This window comes from Methylomonas sp. TEB, from assembly GCF_047777895.1.
In the GTDB taxonomy this organism is placed as follows: domain Bacteria; phylum Pseudomonadota; class Gammaproteobacteria; order Methylococcales; family Methylomonadaceae; genus Methylomonas.
In genome coordinates, this window is sequence record NZ_CP180476.1 from 4,431,875 (window position 1) to 4,449,312 (window position 17,438).

8 protein-coding genes are annotated in these 17,438 nt (G+C 56.7%); 1 reads left to right on the forward strand and 7 read right to left on the reverse strand.

Annotation, left to right across the window (positions count from 1 at the left end; genetic code table 11):
• Positions 1-1,064: 1,064 nt before the first annotated feature.
• The 7 genes from ACMXD4_RS20075 to ACMXD4_RS20105 form a co-directional block, all read right to left on the reverse strand.
• A complete protein-coding gene (locus tag ACMXD4_RS20075; protein WP_415879180.1) occupies positions 1,065-3,869 on the reverse strand; it encodes a hypothetical protein in 2,805 nt (934 codons plus the stop codon).
• A gap of 58 nt (positions 3,870-3,927) precedes the next feature.
• Positions 3,928-4,335: a hypothetical protein gene (locus tag ACMXD4_RS20080; RefSeq protein WP_415879181.1), complete on the reverse strand. Its 408-nt coding sequence runs from the start codon at positions 4,333-4,335 to the stop codon at positions 3,928-3,930.
• Positions 4,336-4,932: 597 nt separating this feature from the next.
• Positions 4,933-5,898, reverse strand: coding sequence for a tetratricopeptide repeat protein (locus ACMXD4_RS20085; protein ID WP_415879182.1), 966 nt, complete (start codon positions 5,896-5,898; stop codon positions 4,933-4,935).
• Complete coding sequence (locus tag ACMXD4_RS20090) at positions 5,898-9,716, reverse strand: DUF4157 domain-containing protein (protein WP_415879183.1); 3,819 nt, start codon at positions 9,714-9,716, stop codon at positions 5,898-5,900. Before ACMXD4_RS20090 ends, ACMXD4_RS20085 begins: the two co-directional genes overlap by 1 nt.
• A 3-nt stretch (positions 9,717-9,719) precedes the next feature.
• The gene (locus tag ACMXD4_RS20095) at positions 9,720-11,699 is read right to left on the reverse strand and encodes an ATP-binding protein (protein WP_415879184.1); all 1,980 of its coding nucleotides are present in this window, start codon (positions 11,697-11,699) and stop codon (positions 9,720-9,722) included.
• Positions 11,692-13,290 (reverse strand): hypothetical protein, encoded by a 1,599-nt coding sequence (locus tag ACMXD4_RS20100; RefSeq protein WP_415879185.1) that lies wholly within the window; start codon positions 13,288-13,290, stop codon positions 11,692-11,694. The genes ACMXD4_RS20095 and ACMXD4_RS20100 overlap by 8 nt, the downstream gene beginning before the upstream one ends.
• 9 nt (positions 13,291-13,299) lie before the next feature.
• Entirely contained in the window at positions 13,300-16,974 is a 3,675-nt protein-coding gene (locus ACMXD4_RS20105; RefSeq protein ID WP_415879186.1) for a hypothetical protein, read from the reverse strand.
• On the opposite strand from ACMXD4_RS20105, the gene ACMXD4_RS20110 reads away from it, so the two are divergent.
• The gene (locus ACMXD4_RS20110; RefSeq protein ID WP_171697456.1) at positions 16,967-17,338 is read left to right on the forward strand and encodes a hypothetical protein; all 372 of its coding nucleotides are present in this window, start codon (positions 16,967-16,969) and stop codon (positions 17,336-17,338) included. The genes ACMXD4_RS20105 and ACMXD4_RS20110 overlap by 8 nt on opposite strands.
• Positions 17,339-17,438 lie beyond the last annotated feature (100 nt).

Consider the following 17,438-nt stretch of genomic DNA (forward strand, 5'->3'; position numbering starts at 1 on the left):
GATGCGATTCGAGAAGTAAGAAGGGAGAAATAACCGGAGTTGGATGATGATGAGCCCGCCGGCGGGGGATTCCACAGCCTAAACTGTAGTCTCCAACCCGCCAGCCTACCGCCGATGCCGTTGACGAGGTCAGACTCGAGGTCTGTAGTCAGTCAGAAATCCCGAAATTTACCGTGAGGCCGCACTAACCAAGACATCTGCCATCATTTCAGCCAATTATGAACAAAATACGAAACCACGATTGCTCGAGGGATTCGACGCCACTATGTACCAATTTGAATCTTTCCGTACCCGCTCTTTACGTGGTAATTGCCCCTAACGTTCAATCCTCAGACAGGACACGCGTTGCCGCTCATTTGTTCCACTCGTCATCGACCGCTTGCGCAGTGTTAACACCGCAGTAGCGCTCTGCGTTTCATTCTGGCCTTCCCGCCGATTTTTTCAAGTGGGAATATTGATTCTGCGGGCGGTTATTGGCGCAGTTTCAACAATTAAGGCATCAAGCGGGACGCGAAACCAGGATTGTTAATGGACTGGCGCCGGCGCGGGAGTGGCAATAACTTAGACTTACTAGCTATGACGGATGCGAATATTTGGAGGTTTTGTGATTACTATTCCTTTTTAAATCCATCCCTTCATCGCAGCTAAAACCGCCACCGGCCCAGATCTAAATCAGGCCGCCAGTCCCGATAAGATTGCAGCCGTATTGAATAATGGCATTTGGAACTGGCGAATTGCGGCCATCGACCCAATGCAGACCTTCGGCTGTCTGGCAGAGCAATGACAGCTTATTGAGTCATGCAGCCGCTCAGAGCATTTTCCGAACGCGAAGTCCTAGGCCATAATGTCGCAGTGAGCATTCAGTAATCTGCGAAGGCTGTTGGTCGCAATCGGACGATCTAGAGAGACTCGCAGCGATCCCAAAACAGGAACTACACCACACTCTGTCGATTTCTGGACTTGGTCTTTTGTCCCTGGGCTTGGGCCAACTCTGGTTTAGTCAACCCATGCAGTTAAGAATGCCTGAGCTATATCACAACTCACTTCTGCATTTCGGCGACTGCCTAGTCCGTGTGATTCAGCTTACTCGCCACATCCAGGAAATCCACCTTCTTCCTGTCGTCCTTGAAATAGTTGAATGCACTCCGGTCGATCAACTCCTGGCCAATTTTTTCGCGATACCTTAACGCGATCGTGAGGGACTGAGGATATTCAAATATGCCCTCGCTTGCTATTTCGGCTGAAGGCATTTTGACGTAGAAATTGCCGAAGTCCAGCACCAAGCCAGCACCGCGGGCTGCCATTTCGTCTCCCTCCTTGCAGGTCGCAGTGTGGCCAGAGGCCGACGCCGATTTCTCCAACCGATATTCAAGCTTCCAGCCTGGGAAAAGATCGTTCAGCTTGCTCATCGCCACTGGATCTTTGAGGCAGGCTGACTGTCCCATGAAGTTGGCAATTGCAAGTCCATAGTAGGTCGTCGGGAATTTGCCATTCGAGTCTGTGAGGACTTTGCGCACGGCGAGCATGAGGACGTTTCTGGCCAACACAGGGTTGACTCTAATCGCATTCAGTGCCTTGTCTTGCTTCGAGCGTTTGTCCATGGTAGCTTGCAGGTCGACCTCAGACCTCAGTACTCTCGTACTATCGTCATAGAGGATATCCAGCACCATCTGCGGCACAAGGTCGCCGTAAGCTACCGATTGCTGGAGTATGTTCAGCTCTGCCATCGGACTCATTGCTTGCAGGAGGTCAAGGCCTCGGCGTTCGCTAACGGTGGTTTTGAGGTTGTCGTTAGGTAGACTGCCAGTGTCGAGGTCTTCAGGTGACAAGAACTTATACTGGTCGGCACCATCGAGGCGGACGAAGGCCGCCGTGCGGCTAACTGCGATCATCGAGTCTATCAGGCTCCATCCGTTCGGTCCGATCAACGTATCGCCAAACATCTGTTCGACCTGGTTGGGCAGGGGCCCCATCGTACTGCCGCTAGGAACGCCCAAACACGCAAGCTTGCGCTGCCCGAGGTTCAGAACATTTGTTGAGTTGCAGTTAAACTGTTCGATAGTGTCGCGCTGCGAAGCAAGCGCATCGACCAGCGCATCGCGTGCAGACACCGTTGGCGCAGGCTGTCCGAGTCGGATCAGATAGGGCGCCGGAGAGGTGAAGAGATCGGGCGCCGCCGCAAGTAAGGCGTCGCGCGCCACCTGGTACTCCGCAATGCGCAGGTTGGCATAGCTGATTAAGGCCTTTTGCATTTCTTTCTCTGAAGTGACGGGGCCGGAGGCAGTACGCATGTCCGCTATGCCACCAGCCCAACTGCCGGTGAGGATGTTGCCGTTAAGGAAGCCGAAAGACAATGCATTACAAGCCTTCCAGTTGTTGCGGAAATCCACGGCACTGTCGCCGGTTCCCAGTGCGTCGAGAATCTCCTGCCGGCTGGAGAACCAAGGCAATTGATTGCTGGCATTGCGCATTGCTCGGCAAGAGACCCACTTTTCGCGGATAAGTTCGCCTAGCATGGCATCGTTGCGGAGTACTACGTTTTCGATAAAGCTGAGCTGTTGGTGAACCTCATTCCTAAAATACGACATCAACTTGCTCAAGTCGGTGATGGCAACCAGCGTGTCTTCTTGCAGCTTTTGAATTCTTTCTAGGCGCTTGTTGACTTCGCCGAACTGAGTGGCAAGGTAAGTCATCAGCTGCTTATGCCGCTCGGCACCTAGATCGCTTTTCTGTCCTCCGAAGAGGCCGGACAGTGAAGCGACCGCCCCTAGGACATCCCCTGAATTGAATTTAATAAGGGCACTGGTCGCCGTATTTGCAGAACTGAGGCCTTTCACAACAATTGGCGGCATTCCGAGATTGCCCGCGAGGGTCGTTAGTGAGCCGATGTCGCGGCTAACTAGTTGCAAATCACCGATAGCTTTTTCGCGGCGTTTGTCTGCCTCTAGGCTACCGATCAATTTCTCTCTCGCTTCATCGTCCAATTCCGGAAATTGGCCCGCTTTTACCGCCGCGAGCTTCTGGTCGGTACTCCAGCCTAGATAAGAAATGTCAGTCAGCGTTTGTATTGCTCGCAGGTTTCCCTGCGTTAACTCGCGCAATTTGGCTAATTGCTCCGACGAGGACTTAGTAGACTCCAGGACCGCATCGGTCTTGTCTTCGATATTCTGAAATCGCTCGATCGACTCCTCCCTGAACTTCTTCAGATTGGCGTCCATGCTCACGATAGTCTTGCGGACGGTCTCTACGTCACCGTCGAGTTTTTTCACAGAAAAGAGGGTGGCCGCGCTGTTGGAGATTAGGTAATCACTAACGTTGGCCTTGAGCAATTCCAACGCCGCGGTATTGCCCTTGAATACGTCTCGCATGGTTTTATTGCCCAGCTTCAGCCCATCGATTCCACTGAGAAACTCGTCCTTGTCCATCTTGACAAGCTTCTGCGGCGTCAAATTGTTCTGTCTGTCGTCCAGCGCCTTGCGGAGCGCACCCAGCGATTTTTCTTGAACGTCTTTATATGTGGCATCGGCAAGATAGTTGGCCGCGGCCTGAGTGGCGTAGGCAGCAACCGTAAAGCTGATCTTTGAGGTCGGCTCAGGGTCAGTGGCCGCCATCAATTGGAATGTGGCTGCCCCCGCGTTACCGACGGCTCTACCGAAACTGGACGATGCTTTGGTATTGTCCAAGTCGGTTTGAATGCGGGTCGCTAGCTGGAAGACTTCGTCGCTAGGGTATTTAGCGAGGGCAGCTTCGCCTTTCACCGCAGTCCACACTAAGGAACTTGCTGTGCCACCCAATTCAAAAAAAGCGGCTCCGACCTTGATTCTGGCATCGATGGTTGCGTCTTCAGCCAGCGCCGTGCACGCAAACATGGCGGCAGCGAGTAGCTGCGTGTACCGCAGTACCACATAGACCCCCTTACTGTTCCACTTATTTGACTTGCGGCTTAAGTGCCCTGCGGACGTTGGGAGCAATGGCTGACTTAGCAGCCAAGTCCTTCAACGCTTTTTCCAACTGCGCTATGCGCTCGTCCGCAAAATCAACCTTCTTGGCGAGGAGTTTAATGTCGGCTTCGCGCTGGTCTATCATGCTTTTGAGCAACTTATTCTCATTCTGCAGAATTGTGATCTGTTGATTTAACGCGGCGTGTATGGCGTCGAGTTCTGCGGACGTGTAGGTCTCAACTAATGAGCCCGGACTTCCATCGTCACAGCCTCTATAACCGTCAGGATCACATACCGGTTCAGAAGGAAGCCTGATAAAGACGCTAGCAGTTGCGTGGACACTGGAAGATGCGAACAGGGTGGTAAAAGCCACCAGAAAGATCTTGTAGTTCATATTTTTCTAGTTAAAGTGATGCCGAAATGTCCTGCCAGCGGGTGGCCAGTGCTTGTCAATTGACAGATAGATACCGCTCGAGCTTAGAGGCTGAAACACATTGTTAATGATCAGCAAGATACAGACATCAGGCCACGTCTATACAACAGCGGATATTATGCGTATTTAATGTATTGACTGTAAAGGCGTTCTTCACGGCAGAGTATGCCGACCGTCATAGCAATTGAGCCATCATAGCCAGTAATTGGATGAAACCGACGCTGGAAAATGTGGCGGTTGCTCGGATTTTTTTGGCAGCGGCGCAGCTTATAGAGAACGTTGAACGTCTTCATTTTTAGCTCTGACCGCGCGCTTTTTGCGTGACTTCAACCGTTCTGTGTTCTAAAGCAAAACGATCGGATTGGCCGAATGTTCGTATGGGCTATCCGGCAGATTCGGAGGTGTAGGGGTCGTTCGAATGATAGCTGGCCAGCATCGTCAAACGTCAGCAGTTGGCCGGTTCCCGCCCCTCAAATAATCCATTTCAACAAATCACTTAAATACTTTAATGCTCGAAATCCTCCGACTCGAATTCAACCCCCTCCCACCTCAAAAAACTCAACTCACCAACAACATCTTCCGTGCCTTAACCCCGTAGACATCATCCGGCAAATCCGCCAGTTGCCGCAGCAATTGCGTGCCGGATTCCTGCTCGCCGTTTTGTTGCAAGGCCAGGCCTAAATAGAATTGATATTTGCTGGACGCGCGGGCAGCCTCGCTTATAGCCTCCAGTTGCTCCAGCGCCGCGAGCGTATGCTGACCGGACAACAAAACCACCACCAAATCCAGGCGCGAGTCGTCATCGTCCGGGTTATGCGCCAGCAGATGCTCGAACTGGGCGATGGCGACATCGCGGTTACCCAGACTCAGATTCACCAAGGCCAGATGCCGCAAGGCGTTACTATCGTCCGGATTCAGCGCCAGTGCGGTTTCCAGCGCTTCGCGGGCGCTGCCCAGATCGTTACGCAGGAAACAGGTAATACCCAGTTGCGCCCAGGCTTCCTGATGTTTGCTGTCTAATGCCAAAGCTTGTTGGTAGTGCTGCAAAGCTTCGGGCAACCGTTGCTGAGCGGCCACGGCGATGCCCAAGCGGGTATGCAGCTGCGGCGCGTTGGGTTGCAGTTTCAAGGCTCGGATCGCCGCATACTCGCCGCCCTGAAAGTCGCCGAGTAAGACTCTGATGCGGGCCAGATTGTCCCAAGCCGTGACGCTATCCGGATCGCATACCGTAGCCTGCTCCAGATGTGCCAAACCCTCGCCGGCACGACCGGTATTGACCAGCACCTGACCGAGATTGCAATGCGCCATCGCCATATTCGGCTTCAAACGTAGCGCGGTACGCAGATGCACCAAGGCCTCCGGCCACTCTTGCCGCTGCGCCAGCACAAAACCCAGATTGTTATGCGCGCTGGCATTGTCAGCGTCCAATTCCAGCGCCGCCCGATACAAACGCGCCGCTTCGGCCAGGTTACCGGCCTGATGGGCGATTACTCCTTCTCTGAGCAGATCGTTAAGCGCATTCATCAGGCTATCCTGGCAATCAAACCACTCAAAATGTCGCCCGGCGAAATGTCCGGCACCTCGAACTGCACGTCATCCAGCGATACATCGAAGGGTTGTCCTTCGTGATAATGCACCGGCAGGCTGATACCAAACTTGTAATCCGAACCAAATTGATACGAAGCCAGTTGCCAACGCTGATCGTACACGCTGAAGCCCAATGCAGTCACGGCTACGTAACCGGAAATATCAAAGGTAAAGCTGGGTTGCGCGGACACCGCCAGCTTGGCAGTCAAATCCAGGCCTGTGGCCGGCGTCCAATCCACATGCACCCCCGCCTCCGCCGCACCCTCAATACCCAGTTTGCCGCCTATCTCCAGGCCGCCGGTGGCGCTGGCGCCGGTAATCCCCAGACCGATACCAGCCCGCACCGCCAAGCGCAACCCAGCATCGGCCGGCACTTTAAGATGCGCGTCGCCGGTAATCTTGGTGTCTTGCTCGTGATCGGGATTGTAGGTCAAACCGATTTTCAATTGATCCAGGCTGCCGGGGCCAATGCCCGCCGTCGCACTGAGATTGCCGCCCACTTCCGCGACGATGCCCGGCACAATCGGCACTTGCGTGGCAACGGCAAACAGCGATTTGTTGATCTCCTTGCGCGGAAAGATCTCCAACGAACTGGGTAAACCCATTTCGCCGGACACGGTAATCTCGCCTTTCTCGTCCAATGTCAATCCAACAGTCGCTTTCAACCACGGCGCGGCAGTGACATCAACCGTGCCGCTGCCCCACACCTTGATCGGTTCGGCCTCGCCGCCACCTTCGCCGACCACGGCTTTGGCATTCAAATCGATATTGCCGGCCAGCATGCTGCGTTTGTAATTGGCCGTGAGTTTGCCATTCAATAAGCCATCTTTATAATCCAGTTTGATTTTGGCGCTGGCGTCCAATCCGCTCAAATCGGGCTCAAGCTCACCGCCGCCGCCCAAAGACCAGACATCGCCCTTCCGATCAGCAGCAATGTTCAGCTTGCCTCCCTTGATGCGTGGAATGGTGTCGGACAGCGTTGCCTCGCCGCCCAAGCTGATATTGCCGGTATCGTCGGCATGCGCGGACAGTTTGGCGCCTTTAAAGCCGGGCACGGAAACCTCGGCATCGCCGGCAAAATCGATGGCTTTTTTGGCATCGTCGTAAGCTAGGGTAAAACTGGCTTTTTTGATGCCTTTCAATGCGCCCGGCTTCAGGCCCAGCGTCCCGGAGGCTTTAATGCCTTTGGCGCTGTCATAGTCGATACGCCCCGCACCGGTGAAGAGCTGTTTATCAAATTCCAGCTGGCCGGCCATCGCAAAGCCCCCGGCGGTGGCACTGCCCTCCAAAGAGCCTTTAGCCAGTTCACCGATATGAAACTCCACCAAGCCGGCGGCGGCAATCGGCGTGGCCGCGCCGGCACTCAGCGTCAGCGAACTGCTATCCAATTGGATAGGCCCTTTCATATCGAATTCGTCGGTAGAAAAGGTTTTTGAAAACACCAGATCGCCGCCCACCAACGCCACGTCAACCGTCGTGCCAGCCAACAGCGGAATACCGTCGATGGTTAAGACGCCGCCGCCGACGATATTGGCGCTGGCATCCATATCGGCGTTGTTCAGCGCAATCGGGCTCAAAGTCTTGGCTTTAAAGGCGTTGCGATAAGCATCGGCTACTTGGCCGGGCGGAATATGACATAGCGTCGGCGCACCGCTGCTGACAAAATTTAGTGTAGTGTTCTGCGCATCGACTTTTTTGGTTTTGGGCATGGTCAGTGTCACCGTACCGCTACCGGCGCTGCGGTTGAAGGTTCCGCCAACCACCGACATGCCACCCCAACTGCCGCCCTCGAAGGTTTCACTGCCCGGATCGCCTTTCAAAGCACTGACAAACATCACCCCGGCGCCGGGGCGTGGCAGCAGCCGCAATTTGTCGTTGGCAAACAGATCGGGAGCATTGGTTTTGGTAGCTTTTTCCAGAGGCTTCAGGTGATCCATCTTGGTGACGCGGTCGGCCTGCCAACAAATGCCCGGATTGCCGCCAACGGCACCCTCGAATTTCACTTCGTCGAAAATCAGCTTGTCCTGATAGCTGGTTTTGATGGCATCCAGCGCTGCCGAGGCCGGATCTTTGGCGGCGGTAGCCGGTGCTGCACCGCCTCCCGCGGCAGGGACCGGAGTAGGCGCCGCGGCATTCGCAGTCGGTGCCGGTGCAGCGCCAGGAGCGGCTTTGCTGCGCCCCGGCAGCGGTTTGGAGAGGTTTTCCGGCAAATCACCACCGCCTTCCACTTCGGGAGGAATGGCCGCGCGTATCGCCTTATCGATGGCATTTTTAATCTTGCTGCCCGAACTGCGATTGGCGCTGGCATCCAGTAATTGGAAGTTTTCCAGCTTGTCCGCATCGCCGCCCAATTGCAGTTCCAGAATATGATCGACATCGAACAGATGCGGCGCCCCCTGACTATTCCACCACGGCAGAATGGCCTGCTCGCGAATATCGCTTTCGGAGCCGATCAGATAGCCTTGACCGCCGCCACCGGCTTTCAGCTTCAAGGCATATTGCGTGCTGGCACCGCTGGTATCCGGCAAGGTGTTGTCGCTGCCGAGATAGGGTTTTAAATCCCAGCTGCCGGACGACGGTTTGATCTGCTTTTTCCAGTCGTCGATCTGGTTGGTACGCTCGTCGGCTTGTGGCAGTTTCCAATTGGTCAGCCCGCCGTATTTGGCGCTGAATTTTTCCTGCATGCCCGGTTTTTGCGGCAAAGTCAGCAGGGGCACATGCAATTCCCCACCCTTCAGCGTACCTTTACCGGCACTTTTCGCGCCACCCGATGCCGGAGTTGCGGCAGGTGCCGCCGGCGGCGCGCGCATCACACGTTGCACCCCGCCGCTTTGTTGCACCACATGGCTCAACTCGTGCGCCAACAGTTCGCGCCCGGCATCGGCTTCCGGCGCAAACTCGCCGGGCGCGAAGTACACATCGTTACCAACGGTAAAGGCGCGAGCATTGAGTTGCTTGCACAAATCCGCCGCTTCGGCATCGTTGTGAATAACCACACCGGAAAAATCCGCGCCGAGCTGTTGCTCCATCTCGCGCCGGATATTTTCCGGTAACGGCGCCCCCTTACCCCGGCTTTCCTCGATTCGCGCCTCCACCGACTGCTCGACTGTGTTTGCTGACGCGGCTGATTCGGTATCTTCAGGCTGTTCCGCTTGCTCGGCGGCAGCACGATTCAAACGGGTTTGCGCGACCGTTTGCTCCTCATCCGCCGGTTTGGATTTACGTAACAAACGCGCAGCGGACGTTGGTTGTTCGTCTGTTTTTTCGGGTCCTGCGGCCTTGCGAAATAGCCGCGCGGCCTTGGGCTTTTCTTCTTCGGCCTTACGACTCAGACGTTTGAGCTGATCTTCGTTTTTGTCCTCGGTTTCCACAGAACGCTGCGCAACCGGGTTTTTGTTTTCGTCATCCGGCTGTTTCGCCCGGCGCACCGATTTTTGCTCCTCTTCCGGCTTGGCTGCATCCGCCACCGCCCGGTTCAGCCGCCGCAACAAGCGTTGAGCGCTGGGCACGGGCTTGCTGGAAATCATCTCCTTGTCTTCCTTCACCCCCGGCTGTTCGCCGGATTTTTTGGCGCGGCTGACTTCCTGAGCTACTTGGTCCGCTTCCTTTTCTTCAGGGTCATGCGGCTGGCTGACCGACATCTTGCGTTGCAGATACGCCGGCTTGCGCTGCTTTTTCTCTTCATTGGGTTTGGGCGGCGCGCTGGTTTTGCGCTGCGGCGATTTTTTACGGAGTTTGGACGCCAGGGTTGCCATAAGCTAACTCCTTAACTGTTTTAACTGCGCCGGCGGATTGCGGCCAAGTTTTTGATATTCGCGCTGTAAAGCCGACAATAGGGTCTCAATGCCGATAGACTGATCCGCCGGACTGCAACCGGCGGCGGTCAACACCACATTCCTGATCTGGCCGCCGCTGATGTCGCAATAGCTAGCCAGCGTTTTGCATAAATCGTCGCTCGGGCTGCGTTGACCAAAATGGCTGCGCCATAAATCCAGGCGCTCCTGAAACCCCGGCATGGGAAAATCCACAATCGCATCCAGCCGGCGAGTAAAGGCGTTGTCGATGCGCTCCCGGCTGTTGGTGGTCAGAATCGTGATGCCGGGGTGGTTTTCGATGCGGGTTAATAAAAAGTTAGTCAGCATATTGGCGTAACGTTCGCCACTCTGCTGGGCATCGGTGCGGCGGCCGAATAAGGAATCGGCCTCGTCGAACAGGAGGATGGCATCGGCAGCGGCAGCCAAATCCAGCAAAAGGCCCAGATTTTTCTCGGATTCGCCGACATATTTGTTCATGATCGCCGCCAAGTCCACACGGTACAGCGGCGCGCCCAGCGCGGTCGCGACATAACTGGCCGCCAGGGTTTTGCCGGTGCCGCTGTCGCCGACAAACAAGGCCCGCAGGCCGGCATTGCGCGAGGCCTGCAAGGTCACGCCCAAGGCTTCCCACAACGATTCGCGGCTGTGCGCGCGGGCGATGAAATCGTGCAGGTATTGCTCGACCAGCGGCGGAAATACCACCGCTTCCCGTTCGACGCGCCGCCGCACCGGCTCGGCCAGCAAGCGCAAGCGTTCCGCGCCCAAATCGCGGCGGGCTTGGGCAATGTGTTCGGCATTCAATACGCTGCGGCTTTGTTCTGCGCGCAGCACCGCATTGCGCGCCACTTTCTGGATCACCGGACCGCTCAGCAAGGCGCTGGCGGCAAGGCGGGCCAATTCCGGATCGGCGAGATAACGCACCCAAAGCTGGCGGCGCTCGGCTTCGTCGGGCACGCCCATTTCCAATTCCAGCAAATCCTGACCGGATACCGCATCGGTCATACCCAACACAATTACGTGGGCAATATTGGGTTGTATCGCCGGTAACTGCCAGCTCTCGCCAGTCGCGACCTGGGCCTTAACCACCGGCAGCCAGCCGGCCAGTTGGCAGGCCAGCGGTAAGGCCGGCTGCTGTTGCCACAAATCACTCGGCACTTCGATGGCCGTTAATCCCAACAAACCGGCCAGCTCGGCGGCCAAGGCCCGCCGGCCGCAGCCGCTGTTGCCGCGTATTGCCAAGCCGCGCACTTCGCCTTTCGCCAATAAGGTCGCCAGATGCGGCAATTGTTTGCGGATACGTTGCGGCAGCAATTCCCGGTCAGTCAACGCAATCACTCGGCATCCCGGCCAAATCGTCGGCCGGCCGCACAATACCGACCACAAGGCCGACTCGATACGCAATGGCCTGAGCGACAGCGGCCCACTTCCCTCCAGCAATAACACTTGCTGCTGCACCAACGGCGTAGCATGCAAATCCAGCGCATCCAGTGTGCCGGCACCGAATAATTCGTCCAATATCGTCAAAGCCAAATGCACCGCCAAGCGATTGCCGGGATTGGGCGCCTGCAACTCGCTGAGCGCCAGGGTCACCAGATAGTCGGTCTCGGCGCTGCCGACCAAGGCCAACAAAAAGGCTTGCGGCAAGTCGATATGTTGTTCGTGCAACCACTGACCAAATGGGCCGGGCAAGTTAAAAAACTGCATCGCCGCAGCATCGCGCATTTGTGCCCAACTCGGCAGGACATCCACGTTTAACTGCCGGACGGCTTGTTGCCGCAGTTGCTCGGACAGTTCAGTGTCGCCCGGCATCATCCGTTCCCAAAATTCAGCCAAACCGACGCGCACCAAGGCCGCCAGCGGTTGCTGCCGGTTAGGCGCTTGCAGATTTAGCGATTCGGCCAAGGGCTGCGGCGGCTTAGTCATAATGAAAACTCACGACACGGCCCAGCCACGGCAGCCAGCCCGGATTGATGTCCAGCCCGGCCAGGCGCACGGGCAATCGGATCGCCGACATCGGCGCGTACAAATCGATATGGCTGGGGCTATAGTGAATTTGCCCGGTGAGCGCCAACAACTCAGGCTGCCAAACCCCGGTCTTGCCGTACCAACGCTGCGCCAGACTCAAAACCTGCTGGCGCTCCGGCAATGGCGGCAATCGGCCCAGTTCGCCGCTATCGTCCAGGCCCAATTGCCGCGCGATGAAATCGACCAGCGCATCGTCCTCGTACAATTGCAATTCTTGCCCAAGCCGATACAACCAGGCCCAGCCACTGGGCAATGTTTCGGCATGTTCCAGCATCAAGCCGCGCATTTCTGGCCGGTTGAGCATATTCAATAAATATAGCAAGCCGCCTTGCCGGGTATGAAATCCCGCAAACTCCAGGCCTGCGCTGGCCGGTTCTGGAGAAGAGCCCTGGGCAAGCGCCTTGGCAGGACGAGAATAGTCGGCCAATGCTAGGTTTGCAGCCATCGGCGTTTGCCGGACATCTTTGCCATCATGCTCGGCAAGGGGCTTGTGCGGTAATAGCGCCGGTATCTGCCGCTCGGTGTCGGCATCCAGTTTCGGATTGGCCTCGCCGTCTGTTTGCGCTCGGGCTTGATGGGCTTGGCTAATCGGCTGCGTTTGCAAAGGGGGTTTTGCTTGCCGGGGCTGGATCGTTTCATTCGCGCTTACGTGCTTGGGCTCACCACTCGTCTGCGCTTTTTTGACGTTCAGCATAGCCGCAAAACGGGCGGATAGAATAGCCAGCAGCCTAGCCGGCTGTTGTTGCAACAGCAGCGGTGCCAAGTCTTGGCCGATCAGCACTAAAGCCAATTGATAGCGGCCGTCGGCAACATCCAGTTCTTGCAATAGCGGTCGCCAATGCGCCAGCAATCCGGGCCTAGGCGTCAGTTGCTCAGCCCAAGTCTGCTGACTGGCGGCTAAAGGGGTTTGCCGGTCTGCGTGATCGATTTCAGAACCAAACACCTCAGCGATTTCCAAAACAGACAGCAAGCGAAAACCACTCATTCCGGCCAGTTCAACCGCCAATTGCCGAGCATCGCTGTCTGTCAGACTCAAGCAGACGGCGGCTAATTTTTCTCGTTGCGCCAATCGGGCACAAACCGACGGTAGCAAATCCAGATGTTCGGACACTATGCCGGATATGGCCCGCGACACCGGCAATTCAAACCAATGCGCCCAGCGTCGCCAATACCAATGCAAGCCGGCGCGGCCGCGCAGCAGATCCGTCAGCAAAGCCGCCAACAGCTCGGCCAGGCTGGCAAAGCGCATCACCTGTTCGGGATTGTTGCTTTGTGTTAAGTACTGCCGGGTTTGCTCGAGCAAATGCCGAGGTAGTTGCCGCGCCGCACCGCTGACTTGCAGGCGGCGGATAAACACCCAGTTGTCCTGCCCGGCTTGCGGCCAATCCGCACTTTGCAAACTGTCGCGCACGCTTTCAGCCGCCCGTTGCTGCCCGGCCCGGACGGTCAGACGGTGTATCGCAACGGTGTCGGCGGCCAGGGTGCTCATAATCTCAAGCTACAAGCGTTGCTGCGTCAGCTTATTCGCCACTACGCTAAAGCGGGTGTTGATCTTCACGCCACTTTGCAGCATATCGACGATGGTGACCCGGGTGCTTTGCGGACTATGGTCTTCCACCGCCAGCACCGCCACGACGCGCTGCTCGGTATCCAGCAATTGCAACCGGGTCCCCGGCAACGGCGGCCGGTTTAGTTTGACTTGCAAGCGCTCGCCGATTGCGGCCAAGCGCGGCGGCACGTGCACGTTGCCGCGGATGATTTCCTGCGGATCGCCCAAGGAAGCATGAATCAACATGGCCCGAATCATATTGCGCATCGCGCTGCGGCTGGCGGCGGAGGCATCGCCGTCCAACTGCCGAAACCACCAGGCGATCAATTCCGATACGGTACGGGCCGCGTTAAAATCGTCGGCTTCCGCCCTGTCCATGCCCGGCCACCAGGATACGTCCTCGACGCGAATCTGATCGTCTTCGGCCAGTTGCCCCCATTGCAAACGCAAGGACGGCGGCAACAGATTGAGTTTTTCCAGCAAACAAAACTGGCAGTGCTCCAACTGCTCGCGCAATTCGTGGGCTGGTTTGCGCAGCGGTCCGGCAGCGCCGGCCAGGTCTGCCAAGGCCAACACTTTGGCGGCTGCCGCCTGAGTTTGCAAACTGCTGGCGGTAAATGCCGGCAAGCTGAAACCGGCCCACTGCTGCATGACGATCTGGGTTTGCAGATGCACGGTCTGCAGGCGGACCTGCAAGGTATCGGTATTGGCCGGCGTCAACAGGCTGGCGGGTCGGGCTTTGAAGCGAGCCTGGCGCAATTGCCCCAAATAATCGAATTGCTGAAACGGCGGCAGCTTGGGCCGCAACGGTTTTAAACCGGCCCAGTCGTCCATCGGAATCTCGCAGATCGCCGCAAAAAATGGGTCCAGCGCCGCCGGCAAATCCACCTCTTCTTCCCAATCGCAGCCGGGGACGATGTCCTTGCTGCTGCCGTAACGCAAGGTCAAGGGGTCGACCAAGGCAGCGCTGACCGGCGTACCGCGCACTCTGACGTAATACAAACCGCGCAAGGCCTTGGTTAAAATACGGGTGCGTTCGTTATTCAAAGTCCAGACCTGCCGCCAGTCTTCGTCCAGCAAGCGCTGCGCAACGCCGTAGTCGCCGAGTTGTTCGACGCGGAACCTGTCCATGCCTTCCAGGGTTTCCCGCGCCACCCGGATCAGCCCGGCCAGTTTATCGATCTGCGCCAGTTTATTGGCTTGTTCGCGTAACTTGCCTTGCAGTTTGCGTTCGATATTGTTGTAACGCGCCTCAAAAATCGCGATCCATTGCGTCAAAATCCGTCCGGCCTTGAACAAGGCATGGTAGCGATATTGGGTTTTTAACAGACTGGAACGCTGCGGATTGTTCGGGGCGTTTTTGTCGGCCAGGTTGTCCAACACCGCCGGCGACTCCAGCTTGCCGCTGCGCTCAAAAGGATTGGTGGCATTGGCGCCGGCCTGATCGTCTTCCACCACGCCGATTTTTTCCATCTGCTTACGCAAGGTGGCGGCATCGGTGGGGTCGAATAAATCGGTCAACGTAGCCAGCAATTCCTTCATCCCGTAATAGGCTTTGGCATATTCGTTGATTTCCGGGCTGATATGATCGATCACGCCAAAGCGGTATTCCTTGGCCTCGAAAGCCGGCTTGCTGACCGCTTCCTTGGTGATGCGCGACAACATATCCAGGCGGTTTTTATTGATACCCAATTCAAACGCCGAATAGGTTTGCGGCTTGCTTGTCAACAAAAATGCCGCCTTGGACACCGATGATGTGGAGGCCAGCGCGTTACTCAATAAGTTGTTGCTCAAGGCACTGCTGGCGCTGATTTTCGGCGCAGCCATCTGACTGATCGCGCTGTTGAATAAGCCGGCGGACGCAGTGGCAAACACGGCTTTCGGCGCATTGCTGACCACGCTTTCCGTGCTAACCGCTTTTTCGACGTTATTGGGAACATCGGTGGCGTTGAGATTGGCATAAGGCAGCCAGCGCGCCACCTGCAAGCCGGTGCCGTCGCCGGCCACGCCGCCGGCCAGCGCAGCCAAGGCCACGGTTTGCGAATCCAGTTGTTGGCGTTGCAATAATAGAAAGTCGCGGGTTTTCTCGACCCGGCTGCGAATCGCACGAATCTGATTTTCGATGGCTTCCAGTTCCACCAAAGCCACCGCGTACTGCACCACCAAACCGTCGTCGCTGGGCACGGCTATCGGCGGCGGATTGCCGTCCGCGCCCAGCCAATTGCGGTAAAAGTTAGGTAAGGTCGGCACTCCTTTGCTGTAGGGATAAGGCGTACCGGGATTTTGCGGGTCTTGTTGTTCGCTGTTGGCGCGAGCGATGACTTTCTCGAAAATCGTCAGAGGTAAGGCCGGCGGCATTTCCGGTTTTGGCAAATCCAGATTTTTGAATTGCGCCGGATCGAGCACCGCATGCTCTATCACGCCTATGCCTCCAGCCAGAGGCTGCGTGTTGGACGGCTCGACGAAATACAAGGCATCGAATTGTTGGCGCCATTTGCGCCAAGCCTCGTAGGCACGCATGTAAAACCGGAAAATATCGCTTTCCAGCACGCTGTCGGTTTGCGGAATATCCAATAGATTGGGCCGGTAATCCGGCTCGTTCACCGCCAGCAACAATCTAATTTTATCGCCGGCCGGCTGGCGCAAATCGATCACCCGCCTGGCGATATGGCCGTTCAACAGCTCGATCACTGCTTCTTCCGGCACCGGCACCATGTCTATGCCCAGATGCGTTGGCAGCCAAAGCAGATTTGGCGCCGGCGCGGCCGGATTTTGCAGCCAGTCCAGCGGCAATTGGCCGGCGGCCGGCAGAAAATCCAGATGCAGATTGTCTTGTAAAAACTGCGGCAACGGAATCCCGGCATTAGCCGGCAAACCCGCCGCTTGCATCACCCGCCGCATCGCCGCGCCGGTTTGATTGAGCAAAACCCGGTAACCGCTGTTCGACACCGCTTCGTAGCGGCCGGCTTCCTGCGAGAGCCAGGCGACTCGGTAGCTGGCATCCTCGTTGTTCACCACCGCCAGCAAAGCCAGCGGCACGGCATGTCCCAATTTGGCCATGAAACCGGCGTCGACCCGGTCGGCGGCTACCCAGTTTTCGATGCGGTCGCGCGGCCAGGTATTTACCGCCGTGTCGCTGATATTGATGCGCTGTATAGCCAGGCTGCCGGCCAACACTCTTTGGGTGTCGCGGGTTGGATCCAATTCGGTACGTTGGCAGGCATCGACGCCCGGCCCGTCGATTTGCCGGTCGCCGCGGGCCAACAGCAAATAATAAACACCCACCGCGCTGACGACCTGGTTGCGGTTTAGGTAGGCGTCGATCAAATCCTGCCACTCGGCGCGTAGCGGATAGTACAGCCCCAGTGCCTGGCCATTGGCTGCCAGAGCTAAGCCGGCGCTGACGCTAAAGCCGGGTTCAGCTATGCCGTTCGGCCCCAATTGTAAATCCAGGCCATGGACGATGCCGGCTGTTCTGCCCTGCAACACGGTAGCCAGCCGCGCGTCGGCATACGCCTGTTCGCGGTCGAACTCTTCCTCGCCCAGATGCCGGCCGGGGAACATGTGCACCCGCTGCAAGCTGCGGGAGCTGGCGATGGGGTTATGCAGCAGAATCATGGACATGATGGCTACTCCTTACTCTTCTTTCCATATCTGTTGGGGAAATTTTGTTTGCATAAACCTTCCCCGACCTGGAACAGCTTTTATTGTGTCGCTATCGCGACAGATGTTTTTAATGTCGGTTCTCGGACCGACAGCCGAGATACTTTTCTTTGCTTGTCCAAAGAAAAGTATCCAAAAGAAAAGACACCCGAATGCCGCTTATCCCCTGTGCTCCTCGCTTTTGAACGGGGTTGCCGAAAGGGGCTTCCTGCCCCTTCGGCAACGTGCGGCATCCATGCCGCACCCCTTCGGGCTGATCCGTTCAAAAGCTCCGGTGCTCGGCGCGGCATACGGGATGAAAACCCGTCCCGAAACGAAGGCGTAGGGTGGGCAATTTTGCCCACCGTTGGCTGTGTACCTCCGCGTGGGCACTCAATCGTGCCCACCCTACAAAAACTTATCCTTCAGGAGCCTATCGTAAAAGT